This window comes from Streptomyces sp. NPDC055189 (assembly GCF_053606765.1).
In genome coordinates this window covers 89,496-107,704 of the sequence record NZ_JBSGSG010000005.1, presented here as the reverse complement: position 1 = coordinate 107,704, position 18,209 = coordinate 89,496, and the positions used below count along the sequence as shown (strand labels likewise).

At 70.6% G+C, this 18,209-nt stretch carries 16 protein-coding genes; 7 read left to right on the top strand and 9 right to left on the bottom strand.

All coding sequences use genetic code 11. The annotated features are described in order from the left end of the window. Positions 1–16: 16 nt before the first annotated feature. From pfkB to ACWFR3_RS05685, 3 genes are all read right to left on the bottom strand, one after another. Positions 17–964 (bottom strand): 1-phosphofructokinase, encoded by a 948-nt coding sequence (gene pfkB / locus ACWFR3_RS05695; RefSeq protein ID WP_453733364.1) that lies wholly within the window; start codon positions 962–964, stop codon positions 17–19. Between the two features lie 68 nt (positions 965–1,032). Then, on the bottom strand, positions 1,033–1,794 hold the full coding sequence (locus ACWFR3_RS05690) for a DeoR/GlpR family DNA-binding transcription regulator (protein ID WP_453733280.1): 762 nt from the start codon (positions 1,792–1,794) through the stop codon (positions 1,033–1,035). Between the two features lie 240 nt (positions 1,795–2,034). Then, positions 2,035–2,721: a TetR/AcrR family transcriptional regulator gene (locus ACWFR3_RS05685; protein WP_453733279.1), complete on the bottom strand. Its 687-nt coding sequence runs from the start codon at positions 2,719–2,721 to the stop codon at positions 2,035–2,037. A 205-nt stretch (positions 2,722–2,926) separates the two neighbouring features. Here ACWFR3_RS05685 and ACWFR3_RS05680 point away from each other — a divergent pair, with 205 nt between their 5' ends. Then, a complete protein-coding gene (locus tag ACWFR3_RS05680) occupies positions 2,927–4,201 on the top strand; it encodes an extracellular solute-binding protein (RefSeq protein WP_453733278.1) in 1,275 nt (424 codons plus the stop codon). Between the two features lie 46 nt (positions 4,202–4,247). Here the strand turns inward: ACWFR3_RS05680 and ACWFR3_RS05675 are convergent, their stop codons facing one another. Next, positions 4,248–5,810 (bottom strand): MFS transporter, encoded by a 1,563-nt coding sequence (locus ACWFR3_RS05675; RefSeq protein WP_453733277.1) that lies wholly within the window; start codon positions 5,808–5,810, stop codon positions 4,248–4,250. A 62-nt stretch (positions 5,811–5,872) separates the two neighbouring features. On the opposite strand from ACWFR3_RS05675, the gene ACWFR3_RS05670 reads away from it, so the two are divergent. Further along, complete coding sequence (locus tag ACWFR3_RS05670) at positions 5,873–6,913, top strand: helix-turn-helix transcriptional regulator (RefSeq protein ID WP_453733276.1); 1,041 nt, start codon at positions 5,873–5,875, stop codon at positions 6,911–6,913. Between the two features lie 464 nt (positions 6,914–7,377). Here ACWFR3_RS05670 and ACWFR3_RS05665 read toward each other — a convergent pair whose 3' ends face one another. Further along, positions 7,378–8,385 (bottom strand): sigma-70 family RNA polymerase sigma factor, encoded by a 1,008-nt coding sequence (locus tag ACWFR3_RS05665; RefSeq protein ID WP_453733275.1) that lies wholly within the window; start codon positions 8,383–8,385, stop codon positions 7,378–7,380. A 184-nt stretch (positions 8,386–8,569) separates the two neighbouring features. Between ACWFR3_RS05665 and ACWFR3_RS05660 the strand changes: the two genes are divergently transcribed. Then, positions 8,570–9,100 carry an N-acetyltransferase family protein gene (locus tag ACWFR3_RS05660; protein WP_453733274.1) on the top strand — a complete coding sequence of 177 codons (531 nt, stop codon included), beginning with the start codon at positions 8,570–8,572 and terminating at the stop codon, positions 9,098–9,100. 106 nt (positions 9,101–9,206) lie between these two features. Further along, on the top strand, positions 9,207–10,295 hold the full coding sequence (locus tag ACWFR3_RS05655) for a questin oxidase family protein (RefSeq protein WP_453733273.1): 1,089 nt from the start codon (positions 9,207–9,209) through the stop codon (positions 10,293–10,295). Between the two features lie 31 nt (positions 10,296–10,326). On the opposite strand, the gene ACWFR3_RS05650 is transcribed toward ACWFR3_RS05655, so the two are convergent. Next, positions 10,327–11,109 carry a dioxygenase family protein gene (locus tag ACWFR3_RS05650; RefSeq protein WP_453733272.1) on the bottom strand — a complete coding sequence of 261 codons (783 nt, stop codon included), beginning with the start codon at positions 11,107–11,109 and terminating at the stop codon, positions 10,327–10,329. Between the two features lie 118 nt (positions 11,110–11,227). On the opposite strand from ACWFR3_RS05650, the gene ACWFR3_RS05645 reads away from it, so the two are divergent. Further along, positions 11,228–11,743 (top strand): MarR family winged helix-turn-helix transcriptional regulator, encoded by a 516-nt coding sequence (locus ACWFR3_RS05645; protein ID WP_453733271.1) that lies wholly within the window; start codon positions 11,228–11,230, stop codon positions 11,741–11,743. 60 nt (positions 11,744–11,803) lie between these two features. Here ACWFR3_RS05645 and ACWFR3_RS05640 read toward each other — a convergent pair whose 3' ends face one another. Both ACWFR3_RS05640 and ACWFR3_RS05635 read right to left on the bottom strand, forming a co-directional pair. Then, entirely contained in the window at positions 11,804–13,312 is a 1,509-nt protein-coding gene (locus ACWFR3_RS05640; protein ID WP_453733270.1) for an MFS transporter, read from the bottom strand. 135 nt (positions 13,313–13,447) lie between these two features. After that, entirely contained in the window at positions 13,448–14,104 is a 657-nt protein-coding gene (locus ACWFR3_RS05635; RefSeq protein WP_453733269.1) for a TetR/AcrR family transcriptional regulator, read from the bottom strand. Positions 14,105–14,434: 330 nt separating this feature from the next. On the opposite strand from ACWFR3_RS05635, the gene ACWFR3_RS05630 reads away from it, so the two are divergent. Continuing rightward, the gene (locus ACWFR3_RS05630; RefSeq protein WP_453733268.1) at positions 14,435–15,718 is read left to right on the top strand and encodes a M6 family metalloprotease domain-containing protein; all 1,284 of its coding nucleotides are present in this window, start codon (positions 14,435–14,437) and stop codon (positions 15,716–15,718) included. 11 nt (positions 15,719–15,729) lie between these two features. Here ACWFR3_RS05630 and rho read toward each other — a convergent pair whose 3' ends face one another. Next, positions 15,730–16,941: a transcription termination factor Rho gene (gene rho / locus ACWFR3_RS05625; protein WP_453733267.1), complete on the bottom strand. Its 1,212-nt coding sequence runs from the start codon at positions 16,939–16,941 to the stop codon at positions 15,730–15,732. Positions 16,942–17,348: 407 nt separating this feature from the next. On the opposite strand from rho, the gene ACWFR3_RS05620 reads away from it, so the two are divergent. Next, entirely contained in the window at positions 17,349–18,155 is an 807-nt protein-coding gene (locus ACWFR3_RS05620; protein ID WP_453733266.1) for a 3-hydroxybutyrate dehydrogenase, read from the top strand. Positions 18,156–18,209 lie beyond the last annotated feature (54 nt).

Here is an 18,209-nt window from a genome sequence, read left to right as displayed (position 1 = left end):
GGATGGGGATGGGGAGTCATGACGCCGGCTCCGTCAGTACGCGGTCCAGGGGGACCTCCGACGTGACCGTGACCGCGTCCGGCGCGAGGTCGGCGGGGGTCGGCATCGCACTGCCGGGGAGCTGCACCGCTGCCGCGCCGTGCGCCACCGCCGAGGCGAGGGCCGTGGCGCCGGTGCCGCCCGCGATGAGGAAACCGGCCAGGGAGGAGTCACCGGCGCCGACGTTGCTGCGTACGGCGTCGACCGGAGCGCTGCCGAAGTACGCGCCGGAGTCGTCCACCAGGATCTGGCCGTCCGCGCCGAGGCTGGCGAGCACGGCCCGCGCGCCCAACTCCCGCAGCTCTTCGGCAGCCTTGACCGCGTCGCCGACCGTCGACAGGGGGCGGCCCACCGCTTCGGCGAGCTCCTCCGCGTTCGGCTTGACGACGTCGGGGCGCTCGGCGAGCGCCGCGAGCAGCGCCGGGCCCGAGGTGTCCAGGGCGATACGGGCGCCTGCGGCGTGTGCGCGGGCCACGAGATCGGCGTACCAGGAGGGGGCGAGCCCGCGCGGGAGGCTGCCGCAGCAGGCGATCCAGTCGGCTCCGGCGGACCGCTCCCGCACGGCGGAGAGCAGCAGCTCGGCTTCGGACGACGTCAGTTCGGGGCCCGTAGCGTTGATCTTGGTGAGGGTGCCGTCCGGTTCGGCCACCGCGATGTTGGAGCGGGTCTGGCCCGCGACCCACACCGGGGCGACCTTGATGCCCTGCTCGTCGAGGAGCTGGTCGACGAGCGCGCCGGGCGCACCGCCGAGCGGCAGGACGGCGAGCGTCTGAGCCCCCGCCGCCGCGACCGCCCTCGACACGTTGACGCCCTTGCCGCCGGGGTCCATCCGGTCGCCGGTGGCGCGGATGACCTCGCCGCGGTCCAGCGAGGGGACCTCGTAGGTGCGGTCGAGGGAGGGGTTGGGGGTGACGGTGAGGATCATGCGCGTACGTACCGTTTCGTTGCCGACCTGCGGGGTGCTGCTGCTGTTCGCGTTCTCGTCCGCGCCGCTCATGCCCGGATCACCTCCGTGCCGCCGGCCTCGATCGCGGCGGCGTCATCGGGGCTGAGCCCGGTGTCGGTGATCAGCAGGTCCACGTCGTCGAGATCGCCGAAGCGCGCGAAGTGCTCCTGCCCGTGCTTGGCGGAGTCCGCGAGGAGCACCACGCGGCGGGCCGCGCCGATCGCCGCGCGCTTGACGGCCGCTTCGGCGAGGTCGGGGGTGGTCAGGCCGGCTTCGGCTGAGAAGCCGTTCGCGGCGACGAAGAGGACGTCGGCGCGGATCTCCGCGTACGCCCGCAGCGCCCACGCGTCGACGGCGGCGCGCGTACGGCTGCGGACGCGGCCCCCGATGAGGTGGAGCTGGATGCCGGGGTGGTCGGCGAGGCGGGCGGCGGTGGGCAGGCCGTGCGTGACGACGGTGAAGGTCGCTTCCAGCGGGAGGGAGGCGGCGAGGCGGGCGACGGTCGAGCCCGCGTCGAGAATGACGCTGCCTTCCGTCGGCAGCTCGGCGAGGGCGGCGTGCGCGATGCGGTCCTTCTCGTCGGCCGCCGTTCCCTCGCGCTCCGCGAGGTCGGGCTCGAAGTCGAGACGTCCGGCCGGTATGGCGCCGCCGTGCACGCGGCGCACCATGCCCGCGCGGTCGAGTGCCTTCAGGTCGCGCCGGATGGTTTCGGCGGTGACCTTGAACTCCTCGGCCAGCGACAGCACGTCGACCCGCCCGCCGTCGCGCGCGAGCCGCAGGATCTCCTGCTGGCGCTCCGGTGCGTACATGTCCGTTTGCCTCCACCTGATGCCCGAGTGTGTGGGTTCCCTTGCAGGCTACGGCGGGATTTCCGCAAAGTAAACAGGGTCGGGCATTGCGCGGACACAGACGGACTTCCTTCTGGCCCCTGGGCCTTTACTTGGGGCTGCGTGTGGGGCTGCGTACGGGCGAGGTACGGACTTCTCCCGCCCACCCGCCCGATTACCCCGCATCCGCCCTCAGCGAACGAGCTTCCCCGTCCATCCGCCCTACGGCCAGCCGAAGCCCTCCAAGGCCTCGATGCAATGCCCGGCCAGGGCCGCAGGTCCGCTCGTGCCACCCGCCGGGTCATCCCCCGAGGCCCACGCCTCCACCGCCACCCGTACCGCCGCGCTGGCGACCCCCGCCACCAGCCGCAGTTCCAGCGAAGGTGGCTCCGCCTCACCCCCGCCCTCCCGTTCCGCCAGGACGGAGATCAGCGTCTCCTCCGAGGCGTGGCACGCCTCCGACCACACCGCCCGCAGCGCCGCACTCTCCCCCGCCATCACCATCCGCAGCAGCACCCGCACCCACTCCAGCGCCTCCGCGTCCCCGATGGCGACCCCCGGCGCGGCATCACTGTCAGGGACCAGCGCCCGCGCCGCCGCATGCAGCAGCGCGTCCCGCACCGAGAAGTCCGCCGGTGCGTCCCGTACCGCCTCGGCCCACTGCTGCGCACCGGCGGCGAAGAGCGGGGCGACGGCCTCCTCCTTCGTCGCGAAATAGCGGTAGAAGGTGCGCGGCGCGACGCCCGCCGCGCGGGCGATGTCCTCGGCGCGGGTACCCCGCAGCCCGTTCTCGACGAAGAGCGCGGCGGCCGTGCGGGCGATGTCCAGGCGCGTCTCCGCCTTACGCCGCTCGGTGAGCGAGCCGGGTGATTCAGGCGATTCGGGCCGGTTGAGCGAACTTGCGGGCATGCGAGGCAGGTTATGCCAGCCGGCGGAAGCTGAAGGAGCAGGGCCAGTCCGGCGCATTATGCCTGTGTGGCAGAATCTGCCACCGCATGAGTGCGATGACAGATCAGACGGCAGACCAGATGCCAGACCAGACGGCAGTTCAGACAGCAGTTCAGACAGCAGTTCAGATGGCAGATCAAGTACGTCCAAGAAGGTGGCTAGCCCGGTGCGTCGTCGACAGTTCCTGACCAACTCGGCCGCCCTCACCGGCCTCGCCGGCGCCTCCACGCTCGGCCTCGGACTCGGCCTCACCGGCTGCTCGTCCGCCGACGACACCACCACCCTCGAACTCCTCGTCGCCAGCTACGACAAGAGCGTCGGCTCCTCCATCGGCGACCAGTGGGACGGCCTGGTCGACGCCTTCGAGAAGGCGCACCCCACCGTCAAGATCGCCCTGGAACGCGTCCCCTTCGACAAGCTGGACCGGACGCTGGCCCGCCGCGTGAAGGACGGCGACGCCCCCGACATCGCACAGTCGAACGTCTTCGCCCCCTACGCCGAGGACGACCAGCTCTACAGCACCTCCGACCTCTTCGACATCCGCACCGAGGCCGACTTCACCCGCTCGTACGCCGAGGCGGGATCGGTCAAGCACATCCAGTACGGCATCCCGTTCCTCGCCAGCACCCCGCGTCTCTTCTACAACACGGCCCTCTTCAAGCAGGCAGGCATCAGCGGCGCCCCCGCCTCCTGGGACGAGCTGCGGTCGGCGGCCCGTGCGCTGAAGGGGATCGGCGTGAAGACGCCGTACGGGCTGCAGTTGGGCCCGGAGGCCGCCGAGGACGAGACCCTGTCCTGGCTGCTGGCCGACGAAGGCGGCTACGCGGCCCTGGCCACCGGCTACGACTTCCACACCGCGAGCAACGTCCGGACGCTGACCTGGCTGCGCGACGAACTGGTAGCGCCGGGGCTCGCGGGCGCCGACCCCGCGGGGCTCAACAGGACAGCCGCGTACGAGCAGTTCATGCGCGGCGGCATCGGAATGCTGATCGCGCACCCGGTGCTCATGGGCGCCGCCGACAAGGTCAAGTTCCCTTACGCGCATGCCGCGTTCCCCACCCGCCTCGGCGGGGCGGCGGCCCCGGTCGGCCTGAGCGACTGGCTGATGGCGTTCAAGCAGAACGGCCGCGGCGACGCGTGCGGCACGTTCCTCGGCTACCTCTACGGCCGCAAGTCCGCGAAGGCGTACGGCGGCGGCCAGGCCGCGCTCCCGGTGACCAGCTCCGCGTCGTCGGCGCTGCGCGCGGACACGGCCCAGCGGCCGCTGTGGAAGTTCATCGACCAGATGCCGCAGGCGCAGTTCCAGCCGGTCGGCATGCGCTCGTGGCCGACGGTACGGGCGACCATCCGCAAGGAGATCGGGGCCGCCGTCACGAAGGGCGGCAACCCCGGCGCCGTACTCGAATCCCTGGACGCGACGGCGGCCCGGGCAGAGCTCTAGGCTCCGCCCGGGCCGCGACCGCCCACCGCCACGAGGTTCAGGAGGTTCAGGAGGTCAACGCGGGCTCCTGCTCGGGGAGTTCACCGGACGACGCCTCAACGGATGCGTCCTGGTCACCGCCGCCCTCGTCACCGCCGCCCTCGACGTGCTGACGCGGCTTGCCCGGCAGGGCGAACATCAACAGGAAGATGGCGACGAGTACGCCGACGACCCACCACAGCGAGTTCTGGAACGCGCCCACGATCTCCATCGGCACCTCACTGCGCGCCGCCTTCTCGTCGATCATGCCGAAGAAGACGACCGAGACCAGGCCGAGCCCGAGCGCCGTGCCCATCTGCTGCACGGTGTTGAGCAGCCCGGACGCGGACCCCGAGTGCTCGCGCGGCACGTCCGAGAGGATGGCGTCCGTCAGGGGCGCGACGATGAATCCCATGCCGGCGCCCATCACGAGCAGCGGCAGCGCCATCTGCCAGGACGCGATGTCCGCGCCGTACCGGTCCGCCTCCCAGATGTAGAGCAGCACGCCGGTGGCCATGATGAGCGCGCCGCCCTGCAGCACCTTGCGCCCGAAGCGCGGCACGAGCTTCTGCACGGACATCCCGGCCGCCACCGAGACGGCGATCGAGAACGGCACCCCGGTGACGCCCGCCCGCAGCGCGCTCCAGCCGAGTCCCGTCTGCATGTAGACCGTCCAGACCAGGAAGAAGATGCCCATCGCGACCCCGAACACGGTCTGCACCGCGATACCCGCGGCGAAGCTCTTCACCTTGAACAGGGACAGCTCCACGAGCGGCGAACCGTCCTTCGCCGCCTTCGCCTTCTCGTACGCGATGAGCGCGCCGAAGACGACGAGTCCGCCCGCCATCATGGCGTAGCCCCACAGCGGCCAGTCCAGCTCGCGCCCGCGGGTCAGCGGGTAGAGCACCATGAGCAGGCCGAGCGTGACCAGGACGACGCCGACAAGGTCGAGCTTGAGCGCCTTGGGCGCCTTGGACTCGCTGATGAACTTGCTGCCGAGGATCAGCCCCGCGATACCGACGGGCAGGTTGATGAGGAAGATCGGCCGCCATTCGAGCCCGAAGATGTTCCACTGCGTGAGCAGCGCGCCGAGCAACGGTCCCGATACGGCGCCCAGGCCCACGATCATCCCGAAGAGCCCGAAGACCTTGCCCCGCTCGTGCGCGGGGAAGGTGGCGTGCACGATCGACAGGACCTGCGGCACCATCATCGCGGCCATGGCGCCCTGCAGGATCCGCGACGCGACCAGCATCTCCGGGTTCGCGGCGAATCCGCAGAGCGCGGAGGCGAGCGTGAAGCCCGCGATCCCTATGAGGAACATCCGCTTGCGCCCGTGGATGTCGCCGAGCCGCCCGCCGGTGATGAGTCCGGCGGCGAAGGCGAGCGCGTAGCCCGCGGTGATCCACTGGATCTGGCTGTACGAGGCGCCCGCGTCCTCCTGGATGGAGGGGATCGCGATGTTGACGATGGTGACGTCGACGAGGTCCATGAAGGCCGCGGTCATCACGATGGCGAGGGCGAACCATCGGCGCCGGTCGGCGGCGGCGGCCGCCGTTCCGGGCGGTGTTGTGGCGGGGCTGCTGTAAGTCATGGGAAGAGACTAGAAGCCATATAGGCCAGGACATGTCCTAGATGCGCGGCATCCTGTGTGACATGACTTCGACTTCGGGCACGGGTACGGGTGGGGCTTCGGGTACGGGTACGGGTACGGAAAGGGTTGGTTCCGGCGGCGGTACGGATACCCCGGCTCGGCTGTTGCAGCTGCTCTCCCTGCTGCAGACCCCGCGCGAGTGGCCCGGCGGGGAGTTGTCGGAGCGGCTCAACGTCAGCCGCCGTACGGTGCGGCGCGACATCGACCGGCTGCGGGACCTCGGCTATCCGGTGCAGGCGAGCCAGGGGGCGACCGGTGGCTACCGCCTCGTCGCGGGCAAGGCGATGCCGCCGCTCGTCCTGGACGACGAGGAGGCGGTGGCGATCGCGGTGGGGCTGCGGGCGGGGGCGGGGCATGCGGTGGAAGGGGTGGAGGAGGCGTCGGTCAGGGCCCTGGCCAAGCTGGAGCAGGTCCTGCCTTCCCGCCTGCGCCACCGCGTCCAGACCCTCCAGATCGCGACGACCCCTCTGACCAGCGGGGACGGCGCCAGCATCGCGCCCGAGACGCTCACGGTCATGGCGTCCGCGGCGGCGGGCCAGGAACGCCTCCGCTTCGCGTACCGCTCCGGCGACGGTACGGAGTCCCGCCGTCTGACGGAGCCGCACCGTCTGGTGTCGACGGGGCGGCGGTGGTACCTGGTCGCGTACGACATCGACCGTGACGACTGGCGCACGTTCCGGGTGGACCGGGTTTCGTCGCCCTTCGCGACCGGCGCGCGCTTCGTTCCCCGGGAGCTGCCTGCGGGGGACGCCGCGGAGTACATCCGGCGGTCGATGTGGCGGGGGCAGCCGTCGTACGAGATCGACGTGACGTTCTCCGCTTCGGCGGAGGCGGTCGCGGGGGTGTTTCCCTCGGCGCTGGGTACGCCGGAGGCGCTGACGGCCACTACGTGCCGCGTCCGTGCCACGGTGACGGACGCGGTCGAGTGGCTGGCGGTGCGGTTGGCTATGACGGGGCATGATTTCGTCGCCCACGGGCCGCCGGAGCTGGTGGCTTCCCTCCGTGAACTGGGCTCCCGCCTGACCCGGGCGTCGGGGACGTGAACCGAGGTCTGCGCCGCGGTCCGGTACGCGGGAACCCTTCACCGCGCTCCGCGCGGAGGTCTCCTGTCCAGCCGCCGCGCGACTCTGCAGGCCGGTGGGCTGAGACCCTTTACCGCGCTTCGCGCGGAGGTCTCCTGTCCAGCCGCCGCGTGACTCTGCGGGCCGGTGCGCGGGGATCCTTTACCGCGCTTCGCGCGGAGGTCTCCCACCCACACACCACCCGTTACCCAGGGTAATCGGGCGGGTGGGCGGGGAAGCTCGTTCGCGGAGGATCAGACGCGGGGTAATCGGGCGGGTGGGTGGGAGAGGTTGTTCGTGGAGAGGTTGACGCGGGGGATCGGGTGGGTGGGTGGGGGAGCTTCGCGCGGAGCGCGGGGTGGGCCCGCCCCAGAGGGCAGAAATGAGCCCCGGTGCCGGGGGGGAATGGCACCGGGGCTCAGCTATTGGTCCGCTCCGCCCGCCGCTCAGGCGGCCGCGTCGAACCCCGTATCCCGAGCCAGCTTCTTCAGTTCGAGAAGCGCGTGCTTCTCTATCTGGCGGATCCGCTCACGCGTCAGCCCATGCTGCTTGCCGACCTCCGTCAGAGTCCGCTCGCGGCCGTCCTCGATGCCGTAGCGCATCTTGATGATGGAGGCCGTGCGCTGGTCGAGGCGGCCTATCAGGTCGTCCAGTTCCTCGCTGCGCAGCAGGGTCAGGACGGACTGCTCCGGGGAGACCGCGGAGGTGTCCTCGAGGAGGTCACCGAACTGCGTGTCTCCGTTGTCGTCCACGCCCATGTTCAGCGAGACCGGGTCGCGCGCCCAGTCCAGGACGTCCGTGACACGCGCAGGCGTGGTGTCGAGCTCCTCGGCGACCTCCGCCGGCTCGGGGTCGCGCCCGTGCTTGCGGTTGAACTCGCGCATGACCCGGCGGATCCGGCCGAGCTCCTCCACCAGGTGGACGGGGAGGCGGATCGTGCGGGACTGGTCGGCTATGGAGCGCGTGATGGCCTGACGGATCCACCACGTGGCGTACGTGGAGAACTTGAAGCCCTTGGCGTAGTCGAACTTCTCGACCGCGCGCACCAGGCCCGCGTTCCCCTCCTGGATGAGGTCGAGGAGCGGCAGACCGCTGCGCGGGTAGCGGCGCGCCACGGCGACGACGAGCCGCAGGTTGGACCGGATGAAGACATCCTTCGCCCGCTCGCCGTCGGCGACCAGCGCCTCCAGCTCCTCACGGGACGCGGAAGCGCCGGGGACGGAGTCCTCGACGTCGCCGTCGAGTATCTTCCGGGCATACACACCGGCCTCGATGATCTGGGACAGCTCGACTTCCTTGGCGGCGTCGAGCAGCGGCGTACGCGCGATCTCGTCGAGGTACATGCCGACCAGGTCGCGGTCGGCGATCTCCCCGCCTACGGCGCGAACACTGCGTGCCGCGTCGGTCTCGCCGGTGGAGGCGGACTTACGACGGGCGACGGCACGGGTTGCCATGCGTGCTCCCTTGCGTGTGGAGGTCCTGGTCGGCCCTTTTCACGGGCCTCTGTGGTGGAAACCACACCCTTCCGGGTGCCCTGCTTCCAATGGAAACAACGACTGGAATCCGGACAGAATTCCCAAGCCGTGCATCTATTTTCCTGACGTTGCAGTACCCTGTGCCGCCACAAGGGGAGGCCAGATGCCGTCGGAACGTACGGAGGTGCAGGTCAGGCCGGGCACGGAGGCCGATCTCGCGGCCCTGACCGATATCTACAACCACTACGTACGTGAGACGGCGATCACATTCGACACGGCCGTCTTCTCGCCGGAAGAGCGACGCCCTTGGCTGCTCTCCCACCCTGAAGACGGCCCGCACCGCCTATTGGTTGCCCGCGAGCGGGATTCCGGGGTGATCCTCGGGTACGCCACCAGTTCTCCTTTCCGGGTCAAGCCCGCCTACGCCACCTCTGTGGAGGTCTCCGTCTACTGCGCGCCGGACGCCGCGGGCCGCGGCATCGGCACCCTGCTCTACAAGGCGCTCTTCGAGGCCCTGGAGGGCGAGGACGTGCACCGCGCCTACGCCGGTATCGCCCAGCCGAACGACGCGTCGGGCCGCCTCCACGAACGTTTCGGCTTCCGGCACGTCGGCACGTACCGCGAGGTGGGCCGCAAGTTCGGCCGCTACTGGGACGTCGCCTGGTACGAGCGTCCCCTGGGCCCCGGCGCCTGACGCGGGTCCTAGGTCCCGACCAGGCCTGTCCTAAGCCCTGACTTAGGCCCTGACCTAGGCCGCAAGGCCGTTACGCCCCGCGCGCGCCCCGCCTACCGTGCCCGCCATGGACGCCACAGCCGACACCTCAGCGAACACCGCAGCGGACGCTTCAGCCGACACTCCGGCAGCCGTCCCGGCCGACCCGACCGGCATCCTCGACGAAGCCCTGCAGCGCCTGCACGCCTCGGGCCCCGAGCGGCTCGGACGGCTCACCAACCACGCACCGATGGCCGTCGAGGCACTCGCCGCGCACGGCCGGTCCGGTGCCGTTCACCGCTGGCTCGACCTGTACGCGCCGAAGTTGGAGGAGTACCCGAGCCCGGTGGAATCAATCACCGGCGACAACTGGCGCGAGGCCCTCGGCGATCCGCACCGCGCGGCGGACTGGATCGCGTACTTCGACCGTGAGCTGGGCGAACGCCCGTGGCGCGATGTCCTGGCCGCCTGGTGGCCGCTCCTGCTGCCCGGCATGTACGGCGGCTCCACGCACCCGGTGATCCGGGTGGGCCACGCGGTGCGCACGCTCCTGAGCGGCGGGGAGACGCTGCCCCGCCGCACCGAACTCGCCCACGGCCTCGGCTACTGGGCCGCCCGCCACCACCCCGTCACCGGCGTGGAACTCCTGCCGGCGAACACCGGCAACGCTGCCGCGGCCCTGGACTCGGTCGAGCCCATCCCCGTCCGGGACAGCGGCAGCTTCCCCGACAGGCTCGGCCGGGTCGCGGGCCTCCCCGTGTGGGCCGCCGACGTGACCGACCCCGACGAGGCGCACCGCAGGCTGACCGAGCTGGTGCGGGCGGCCACCCACCGGTATGCCACCCACGGCCACGGCGAGGAGACGATGCTGGTGCACGCGTCGACCGCGCCCAACGCCGTCCTCCGCGCCCTGCCCGCACTGCCCCGCACTCTGTGGGCGCCGAGCCTGCACGCGGCCTGGACGGCATCGGCCGCCGTGACCTCGATGTACGCCCCGGACGCCCCGGTCGCGTACACGGCGCCCGGCACCTTCGCCCCCGATGAGGTCTTCGAGCGGGCCCTGGCGCACGGCGACGAGCACGTCATCAAGTTCGCCGACACGGCACTGGACGTGGGCGACGAACAGGCCCTGACGGCGGCCCTGCGCGCGATCGAGATCAGCGAGCCGCTCGTCTAGGGCCCAGAGACACCAGAGAGCGGCACACCCGTCAGCCGAACTGCACCGACCTCTTGGCGAGACCCATCCAGAACCCGTCGATCACACTCCGCTGCCCGCCGAGATCCCCCGCGGCCTCCGCGGCCCCCAGCGTCACGAACAGCGGCGCGAAGTGCTCCGTGCGCGGATGCGCGAGCTCGCCCGCCGGGGACTTGTGCCGGAAGTCGAGCAGCCCGTCCACGTCGCCCGCGTCGAGCGCCTCGTGCCCCCACGCGTCGAACTCCACGGACCACGACGGCGTACCGCCCTGCCGCAGCGCCGCCAGGTTGTGCGTGAAGAAGCCGCTTCCGACGATCAGCACGCCCTCGTCCCGCAGCGGCGCCAGCTTGCGGCCGATGTCCATCAGGCGCCGCGGGTCGAGGGTCGGCAGGGAGATCTGGAGTACGGGGATGTCCGCGCCCGGGTACATCTCGACGAGAGGGACGTACGCTCCGTGGTCGAGCCCGCGATCCGGGATGTCCTGCACCGGCGTACCGGCCCCGCGCAGCAATTTGCGTACGGAATCGGCCAGTTGAGGGGCGCCCGGCGCGGCGTACGTCACCTGGTAGTAGTGCTCGGGAAAACCCCAGAAGTCGTACACGAGCGGCGCCGTCTCGATCGCGCCGAGCGCGAGCGGGGCCTCCTCCCAGTGTGCGGAGACCATGAGGATGGCCTTGGGGTGCGGCAGCTCCGCGGACCAGGCGCGGAGCTGGCCGGGCCAGAGCGCGTCGTCGGCCAGCGGCGGTGCGCCGTGACTGAGGTACAGGGCGGGCATGCGCTCCTGGGTTGCGGTCATGGCGGCACCTCCGAGAACGTACGAGAACGATTTACTTTAACTCTCAAGCTTTCGCTAGACGATGACCCTACTCCTTCATTGTTTAACTTTCAAGGAAGGGCTGCGTACAGTGGAGTACATGGACACGGCACCCACTTCTCCCCCCGACGGGGAACCGCGCTGGCTCGACGACGGGGAACAGCGCACCTGGCTCGCGTATCTGCAGGCCACCACGCTCCTGGAGGACCACCTCGACCGCCAGTTGCAACGCGACGCCGGCATGCCGCACATCTACTACGGACTCCTCGTCCAGCTCTCCGTCGCCCCACGGCGGCGGCTGCGCATGACGGAACTCGCGAAGAACACCAAGATCACCCGGTCCCGGCTCTCGCACGCCATCGCACGCCTGGAGAAGAACGGCTGGGTGCGCCGCGAGGACTGCCCCTCCGACAAGCGCGGCCAGTTCGCGATCCTCACCGACGACGGGTACGAGGTGCTGCGCAGGACCGCCCCCGGCCACGTCACCGCCGTACGCCAGGCCCTCTTCGACCGGCTCACCCCGGAACAGCAGAAGTCCCTCGGCGAGATCATGGTGATCGTCGCCGAGGGACTTCAGCCGAAGGAGGCGGGCGCGGACCTGCCCTGGCTCCGCTGAGCCTCCCCGTCGTCGGTACGTCAGTGCGTCAGCACTGACGTACGTCGGTACTTCAGTGCGTCAGTGCGCGACCACCGGGATCCGCACCTCGTCCTCCACGCCCTCACCGTCGCCCGAGGCGGCCGGAGCCCCGCTCTGGGCGCCGGTGTTGATGAGGGTGAAGGCGATCGCGGCGGCGGCTGCCAGGATGCCGACGGCCCACCAGATCGCGCTGGTGTAGCCCTCGACCATGGCCTGCGCCTGGACCAGCTGCTGGGCCGCGGGAGTCCTCGCGCCCGCCGCGTGGTCCGCGATGTACGCGGTCGTGGCGGAGGCGGCGATGGTGTTCAGGAGAGCGGTGCCGATGGCGCCGCCGACCTGCTGCGAGGTGTTGACCATCGCGGAGGCGACACCGGAGTCACGCGGCTCGACACCGTGCGTGGCAAGCGACATGGCGGGCATGAACGCCGTACCCATGCCGAGACCGAGCAGCAGCTGCGCGGGCAGGATCAGACCGGCGTACGAGGTGCCGATCTCCAGCTGCGTCAGGAGCAGCATGCCGACGGCCGCGACCACGAAGCCGGGGCCCATCAGGAGCCGCGGCGCGACGCGGGTCATCAGCCGGGCGCCGATCTGCGTGGAGCCCGTGATCATGCCGACGATCATCGGCAGGAAGGCGAAGCCGGTCTTGACCGGCGAGAAGCCCTTGACGATCTGCAGGTAGTAGGTGAGGAAGAGGAACAGGCCGAACATCGCGATGATCGCGAGGCCGAGCGACAGGTAGACGCCACCGCGGTTGCGCTCGGTCAGGACGCGCAGCGGGAGCAGCGGCGACTTGACCCTGGCCTCCGTGAAGACGAACGCGGCGAGCAGGACGGCGGAGCCGACGAACATGCCGATCGTCAGGGAGTCCGACCAGCCGGCCGACTCGGCACGCGTGAAGCCGTAGACGAGGGAGACCAGACCGAGGGTCGACAGGACGACGCCGGGGATGTCGAGCGGCGAGCGGTTGCGGGCGCCGGCCGGCTCACGGATGACGAAGTAGGCGCCGAGTGCGGCGACCGCGGCGAACGGGATGTTCACGAAGAACGTCCAGCGCCAGTTCAGGTACTCGGTGAGGAAGCCGCCGAGGATGAGGCCCACGGCGCCACCGCCACCGGCGATCGCACCGTAGATGCCGAACGCCTTGGCGCGCTCCTTGGCATCGGTGAACATCACGGCGAGCAGCGAGAGGGCGGCGGGCGCGAGCAGCGCGCCGAACACACCCTGCAGGGCGCGGGCGCCCAGCATCATCGCCTCGCCGGTCGCGGCGCCGCCGAGCGCGGAGGCCGCGGCGAAGCCGACAAGGCCGGTCACAAAGGTGCGCTTGCGGCCCCAGAGGTCGGCTATGCGGCCGCCGAAGAGCAGCAGACCACCAAAGGCCAGGGCGTAGGCCGTGATGACCCACTGGCGGTTGCCGTCCGAGATGCCCAGGTCCTGCTGGGCGGAGGGCAGCGCGATGTTCACGATGGTCGCGTCGAGGACGACCATGAGCTGCGCGAGCGCGATGAATATCAGCGCTTTCCAGCGCCTGGGATCTGTTTCTGACATGGGAGTAGCCACCTAGCGATACGAGTGGTGAAAAACGACGAAAAAGCGACGCGCGCTGCGCAGGGCGAAGTCGTGCGTGGTCAGACGTGAAGTCGAGCGTGTTCAGGCGTGAGATCGAGCGTGGTCAGGCAGGACTCAGGACTGGCGGAGGTCCTCCAAGGTCGCCGCCTCACCGGGCAGCTCGGAGCGGGCCGGCGCCATCAGGCCGTCCAGGAACAGCTGCAGATGGCGGTGGACGAAACGGTCCATGTTCGGGCACGCCGTGCCGGGCAGCGGCCTCGTGAGCTGTGAGAGGGCGACCATCAGGTCCCCGACGGCGATGTCGGTGCGCAGCTGCCCGGCCGCGCGCGCCCTTTGCATGAGCCCGTCGATCACGGCTTCGAGCCGTTCACGGGCATCGACCAGATCCGGGTGATCAGGGTCGAAGGCCGCCTGGAGGATCGGGCACAGGGCGCCGATCCGCTCGTCGGCGGAGGCATGTACGAACCGGCGCAGGGCCTCGAACGAGACGCTCGCGTCGGCCTCGGCCGCCGCGATCGCCTCCTCGGCGTGCGCCGAGACGCGGTCGGTGACCATCAGGACGACCTGGTGGACCAGTTCGGAACGGTCGGCGAAGTGCCGGTAGACCGTGGCATTGCCGACGCCGGCCCGGCGGGCGACCTCGTCGAGCGGCACGTCGGGGCCGAACTCGACGAACATCTCGCGTGCGGCGGCGACGATCCGCTCCCGGTTGCGCAGGGCGTCGGCCCGCGGGCGGGGCGTGCGGCGCTGCTCAGCGGTGGCGGTTCCCACGGCGGCTCTCCTCAAGCTTGTGGTCGAGCCTCCGGACGTACGGCGGACGTACGGTCCAGGAGCCTCGGAGCCCCGGACGAAAAGTCCCGGAGCCTCGGATGGGCGATGCGGGGAATCACTCCCCGTTTCGCTCGGACACAGGTCTAAACGGGGAAGGACTCCCCGGATATTTCCGCCTCCCCGACTTTCTTCCCGTGACCCGCGTCACACCTCCGTCCGCGGAAATCCCACGATCGGTCGCACTCAGCGAGCGTCCGCGCACACACCGGAAGAGGGTGATCGAAAGGGTGCAGCCAGGACCGGCGGCTGCCGCTAGGGGAAGGCCCACGCATGCAGCAGCCGACCTGGAGGCAGATACGCGGAGCGCGACGTGGCGCGGCACTCGCCACATGCGCCGTCCTTGCCCTCACGGTCACCACATCGGCGAGCACCGGCCGTCTGATGGAGGAGTCCCCCCAGGCGGCGGGCCCTGTGTCCCTGGCCCGCGCGACGACCCTCAGCCCGTGCATGATCACCGGCACGATGGGCGTCCAGATGTCGGAGGGCGTGCCCACCTCCTCCGGCTACTCCCGCTCCACGGGCACCGTCAAAGCCCTGAACCTCATGGTCGACTTCTCCGACGCCCCCGGCGAGGGAAGCGCGCTCGACCGCCTCGCGGAGTTCTTCCCGCAGACCTCGGACTGGTTCCGCACCAGTTCCTACGGGCGCCTCGACTACCGCCCCGAGTCGCCGGTCCCGGACTGGCTGCGGATGCCCAAGAGCTTCAAGGAGTACGGGATAGAGCGCGGCGCCCCCTTCGATCCGGGCTACCGCGAACTGGTCACGGACATCGTGGCGGCCGCCGACCCTGACGTGGACTTCCGCGAGTACGACCTGGTGAACATCCTCATCACGCCGAACGCGGGCCCTTCCGCGCTCGACACCGTCCTCTCGGTGACCTTCGCGGGCAACACCGAGGCGCCCGTCGCGGACGGCGTCCCCGTCTCCAACGCGTCCTTCGTCTACAGCCGCCAGGACGACGGCTCGGGCAGCTACGGCGAGACGGGCTACCGCGTGCTCCCGCACGAGAACGGCCACGTCTTCGGCCTGCCCGACCTCTACACGCAGGACGGCGGCGGCGCGGTCGGCCACTGGGACATCATGAGCGAGGACTGGGGCGCCAACAACGACCTGCTGGCCTGGCACAAATGGAAGCTCGGCTGGATCGGCGACGACCAGATCAGCTGCGCGTCGAACTCCGGCACCACCGAGCACACGCTGAGCCCGCTGCCGGCTAACGGCGGCACCAAGCTCGCCTTCGTGCCGCTGGACTCGACGCACGGGTACGCGGTCGAGGTGCGCACCCGCGGCGGCAACGACGAGGCGATCTGCAAGCCCGGCGTCCTCATCTACCGGGTGGACGCGGAGGTCGACACGGGACGCGGCCCGATCACCGTCGCCGACTCCACGAAGGACAGCGGCGGCTGCACGCGCCAGCCGAACGTCCACGCGGAACTCTCCGACGCGACCTACGAGCCCGGCCAGACCTTCACGGACAAGAAGAAGGGCGTGCGCATCACGGTGTCCGACATCGACGCGGAGGGCCGGTACCGGGTGCACGTCACGCGCCCGTAAGAGCACGGCTTTCAGCCGCCGTTGACGGTCTCGGCGGAGCCGGCGCCGGGCACGGTCTGCTGCACCTGCCGCAGGAAGACGGCGTTGTCCGGGGTCTTGCGCAGGCGGTCGATGATCGCCTCCAGGTTGCTCTGCGCGTCCCTGCCGTGCAGGGCGCGCCGCAGCCCGCGTACGGCGGTCAACTCGTCTGCGGGCACGAGGAGTTCATCGCGACGCGTGCCGGAAGGGGTGACGTCTACGGCCGGGAAGACCCGGCGCTCGGCCATGCCGCGGTCGAGGCGGAGCTCCATGTTGCCGGTGCCCTTGAGCTCCTCGAAGTAGTAGTCGTCGGCGCGCGATCCGGTCTCCACGAGCACGGTGGCGAGCATGGTCAGGGACCCGCCCTCCTCCGCGCAACGGGCGGCGCCGAAGAGGCGCTTGGGGCCCTGGATGGCGGCGGCGTCGACACCTCCGGAGAGGGTGCGGCCGCCGCTGGAGGCCGCGTTGTTGTAGGCGCGGCACAGCCGGGTGAGGGAGTCGAAGAGCATGACGACGTCCTTGCCCTCCTCGGTGAGCCGCTTGGCGCGCTCGACGGCGAGTTCGGCTAGGGCGATGTGCTGCTTGGCGGGCCGGTCGAAGGTCGAGGCGAGCACTTCGCCCCGTACGGAACGCTTCATGTCCGTGACCTCTTCGGGCCGTTCGTCGAGCAGCACCACCATGAGGTGCACCTCGGGGTGGTTCGCGCTGACGGCTGCGGCGATCTGCTGGAGCAGGACCGTCTTGCCGGTGCGGGGCGGCGCGACGATGAGGCCGCGCTGGCCCTTGCCGACAGGGGCGACGAGATCGATGAGCCGGGTCGCGACGCTGCCGCCGCCGCTGCCCGGCGTCTCCAGGCGGAGCCGCTCGCGGGGGTGCAGCGGGGTGAGGTCGCCGAACCGGGTGCGCCTGCCCAGGGCGTCGGCGGAGTGTCCGTTGACGCGGTCGACGCGGATGAGGGTGCGGGCCTTGCCGCAGGCTCCCTCGACCAGGTCACCGGCGCGCAGGCCGAGCCTGCGGATGAGCGCGGAGGGGACGGTCACGTCGTTCGGGGTGGGAAGGCAATCGCCGGTACGGAGATGGCCGTTGGCGTTGTGACTCACGTCGAGGATGCCGGTGACGGCGACGACGGGGGTCTCGGTGGCCGCGGAGGCCGCGGGGGCGGCCGTGGTGTTGGTCTTGTTGCGGGTGATGGTTGCGGTACTCATGATGGGGTCCTTTCGCAGACATGCGAACGAGAGGCCCGGCGGGACGGTGTGTTCACGTCCCGTGCGTCGGGCGGAGAAAAGAACTGCAGCAGACGGCTTCGCGATAAGTACGGAGCTTCAGTGCTGCGGGAGCCTCGACGAGGCGGAAGAAGAGAAGATCGGCACCGGCGCCGCAGAAGGCGGCGTACACACGTGCTGTTCGCAAGGTAGCACAGCTCCCGCCCAACCAAGAGTGACCTGCATCACCCCGCCCCCACCCCCCACCGGAACTCCGATCGCATCCGACCGCACCCCGGCCTGCATCCTCACCACACCCCGCCCCGCATCTTGGCCCACACAAAGCCCCCCACCGCTATGTGTCTCCCACACATGGGATCCCCGCCCGGCGCGCCCTTACGTTTCCGGCCATGACGAGCCCCACTGCCCGCGGTGACGAGCCCGCAGGAACCGACCCCACCGGCCCCGCAGGAACCGGCCTTGCCGGGCGCACCGCTCTGGTCACCGGCGGTGCGAGCGGCATCGGCCGGGCGTGTGCCGTGGCCCTGGCGGGCGCCGGCGCCTTCGTTCACGTCGTGGATCTGCACGCCGACGCGGCCAAGGACGTCGCGGACGGGATCGACGGTGAGGCCCACGCCGTGGACCTCGCCGATCCGGCCGCGGTGGACACCCTGCCCACCCGCGTCGACATCCTCGTCAACAGCGCGGGGCTCCAGCACGTCGCCGCCATCGAGGAGTTCCCCCCGGAGCGGTTCGACCACATCCAGAAGGTCATGGTCACCGCGCCGTTCCTCCTGCTGCGCCGGACGCTGCCCCACATGTACGCCCACGGCTGGGGCCGCGTCGTGAACATCTCCAGCGTGCACGGACTGCGCGCCAGCCCTTTCAAGTCCGCGTACGTGGCCGCCAAGCACGCCCTGGAGGGCCTGAGCAAGGTCACCGCCCTGGAAGGCGCGTCCCACGGCGTCACCAGCAACTGCCTCTCCCCCGGCTACACCCGAACTCCCCTGGTCGAGGACCAGATCAGCGCCCAGGCCACCGCCCACGGCATCGCCCCCGAGCAGGTCCTCACCGACGTACTGCTGCGCCGTTCCGCCGTAAAGCGCCTGATCGAACCCGAGGAGATCGCCGCCGCGGCGCTCTGGCTCTGCGGACCCAACAGCGGCTTCGTCACCGGAGCCTCGCTGCCCCTGGACGGCGGCTGGACCGCCGCCTGACCTCCCCCCTTCGCCAACCCTTCGCCCCCAGCTCCACCCCACGTCCCGCCGAGA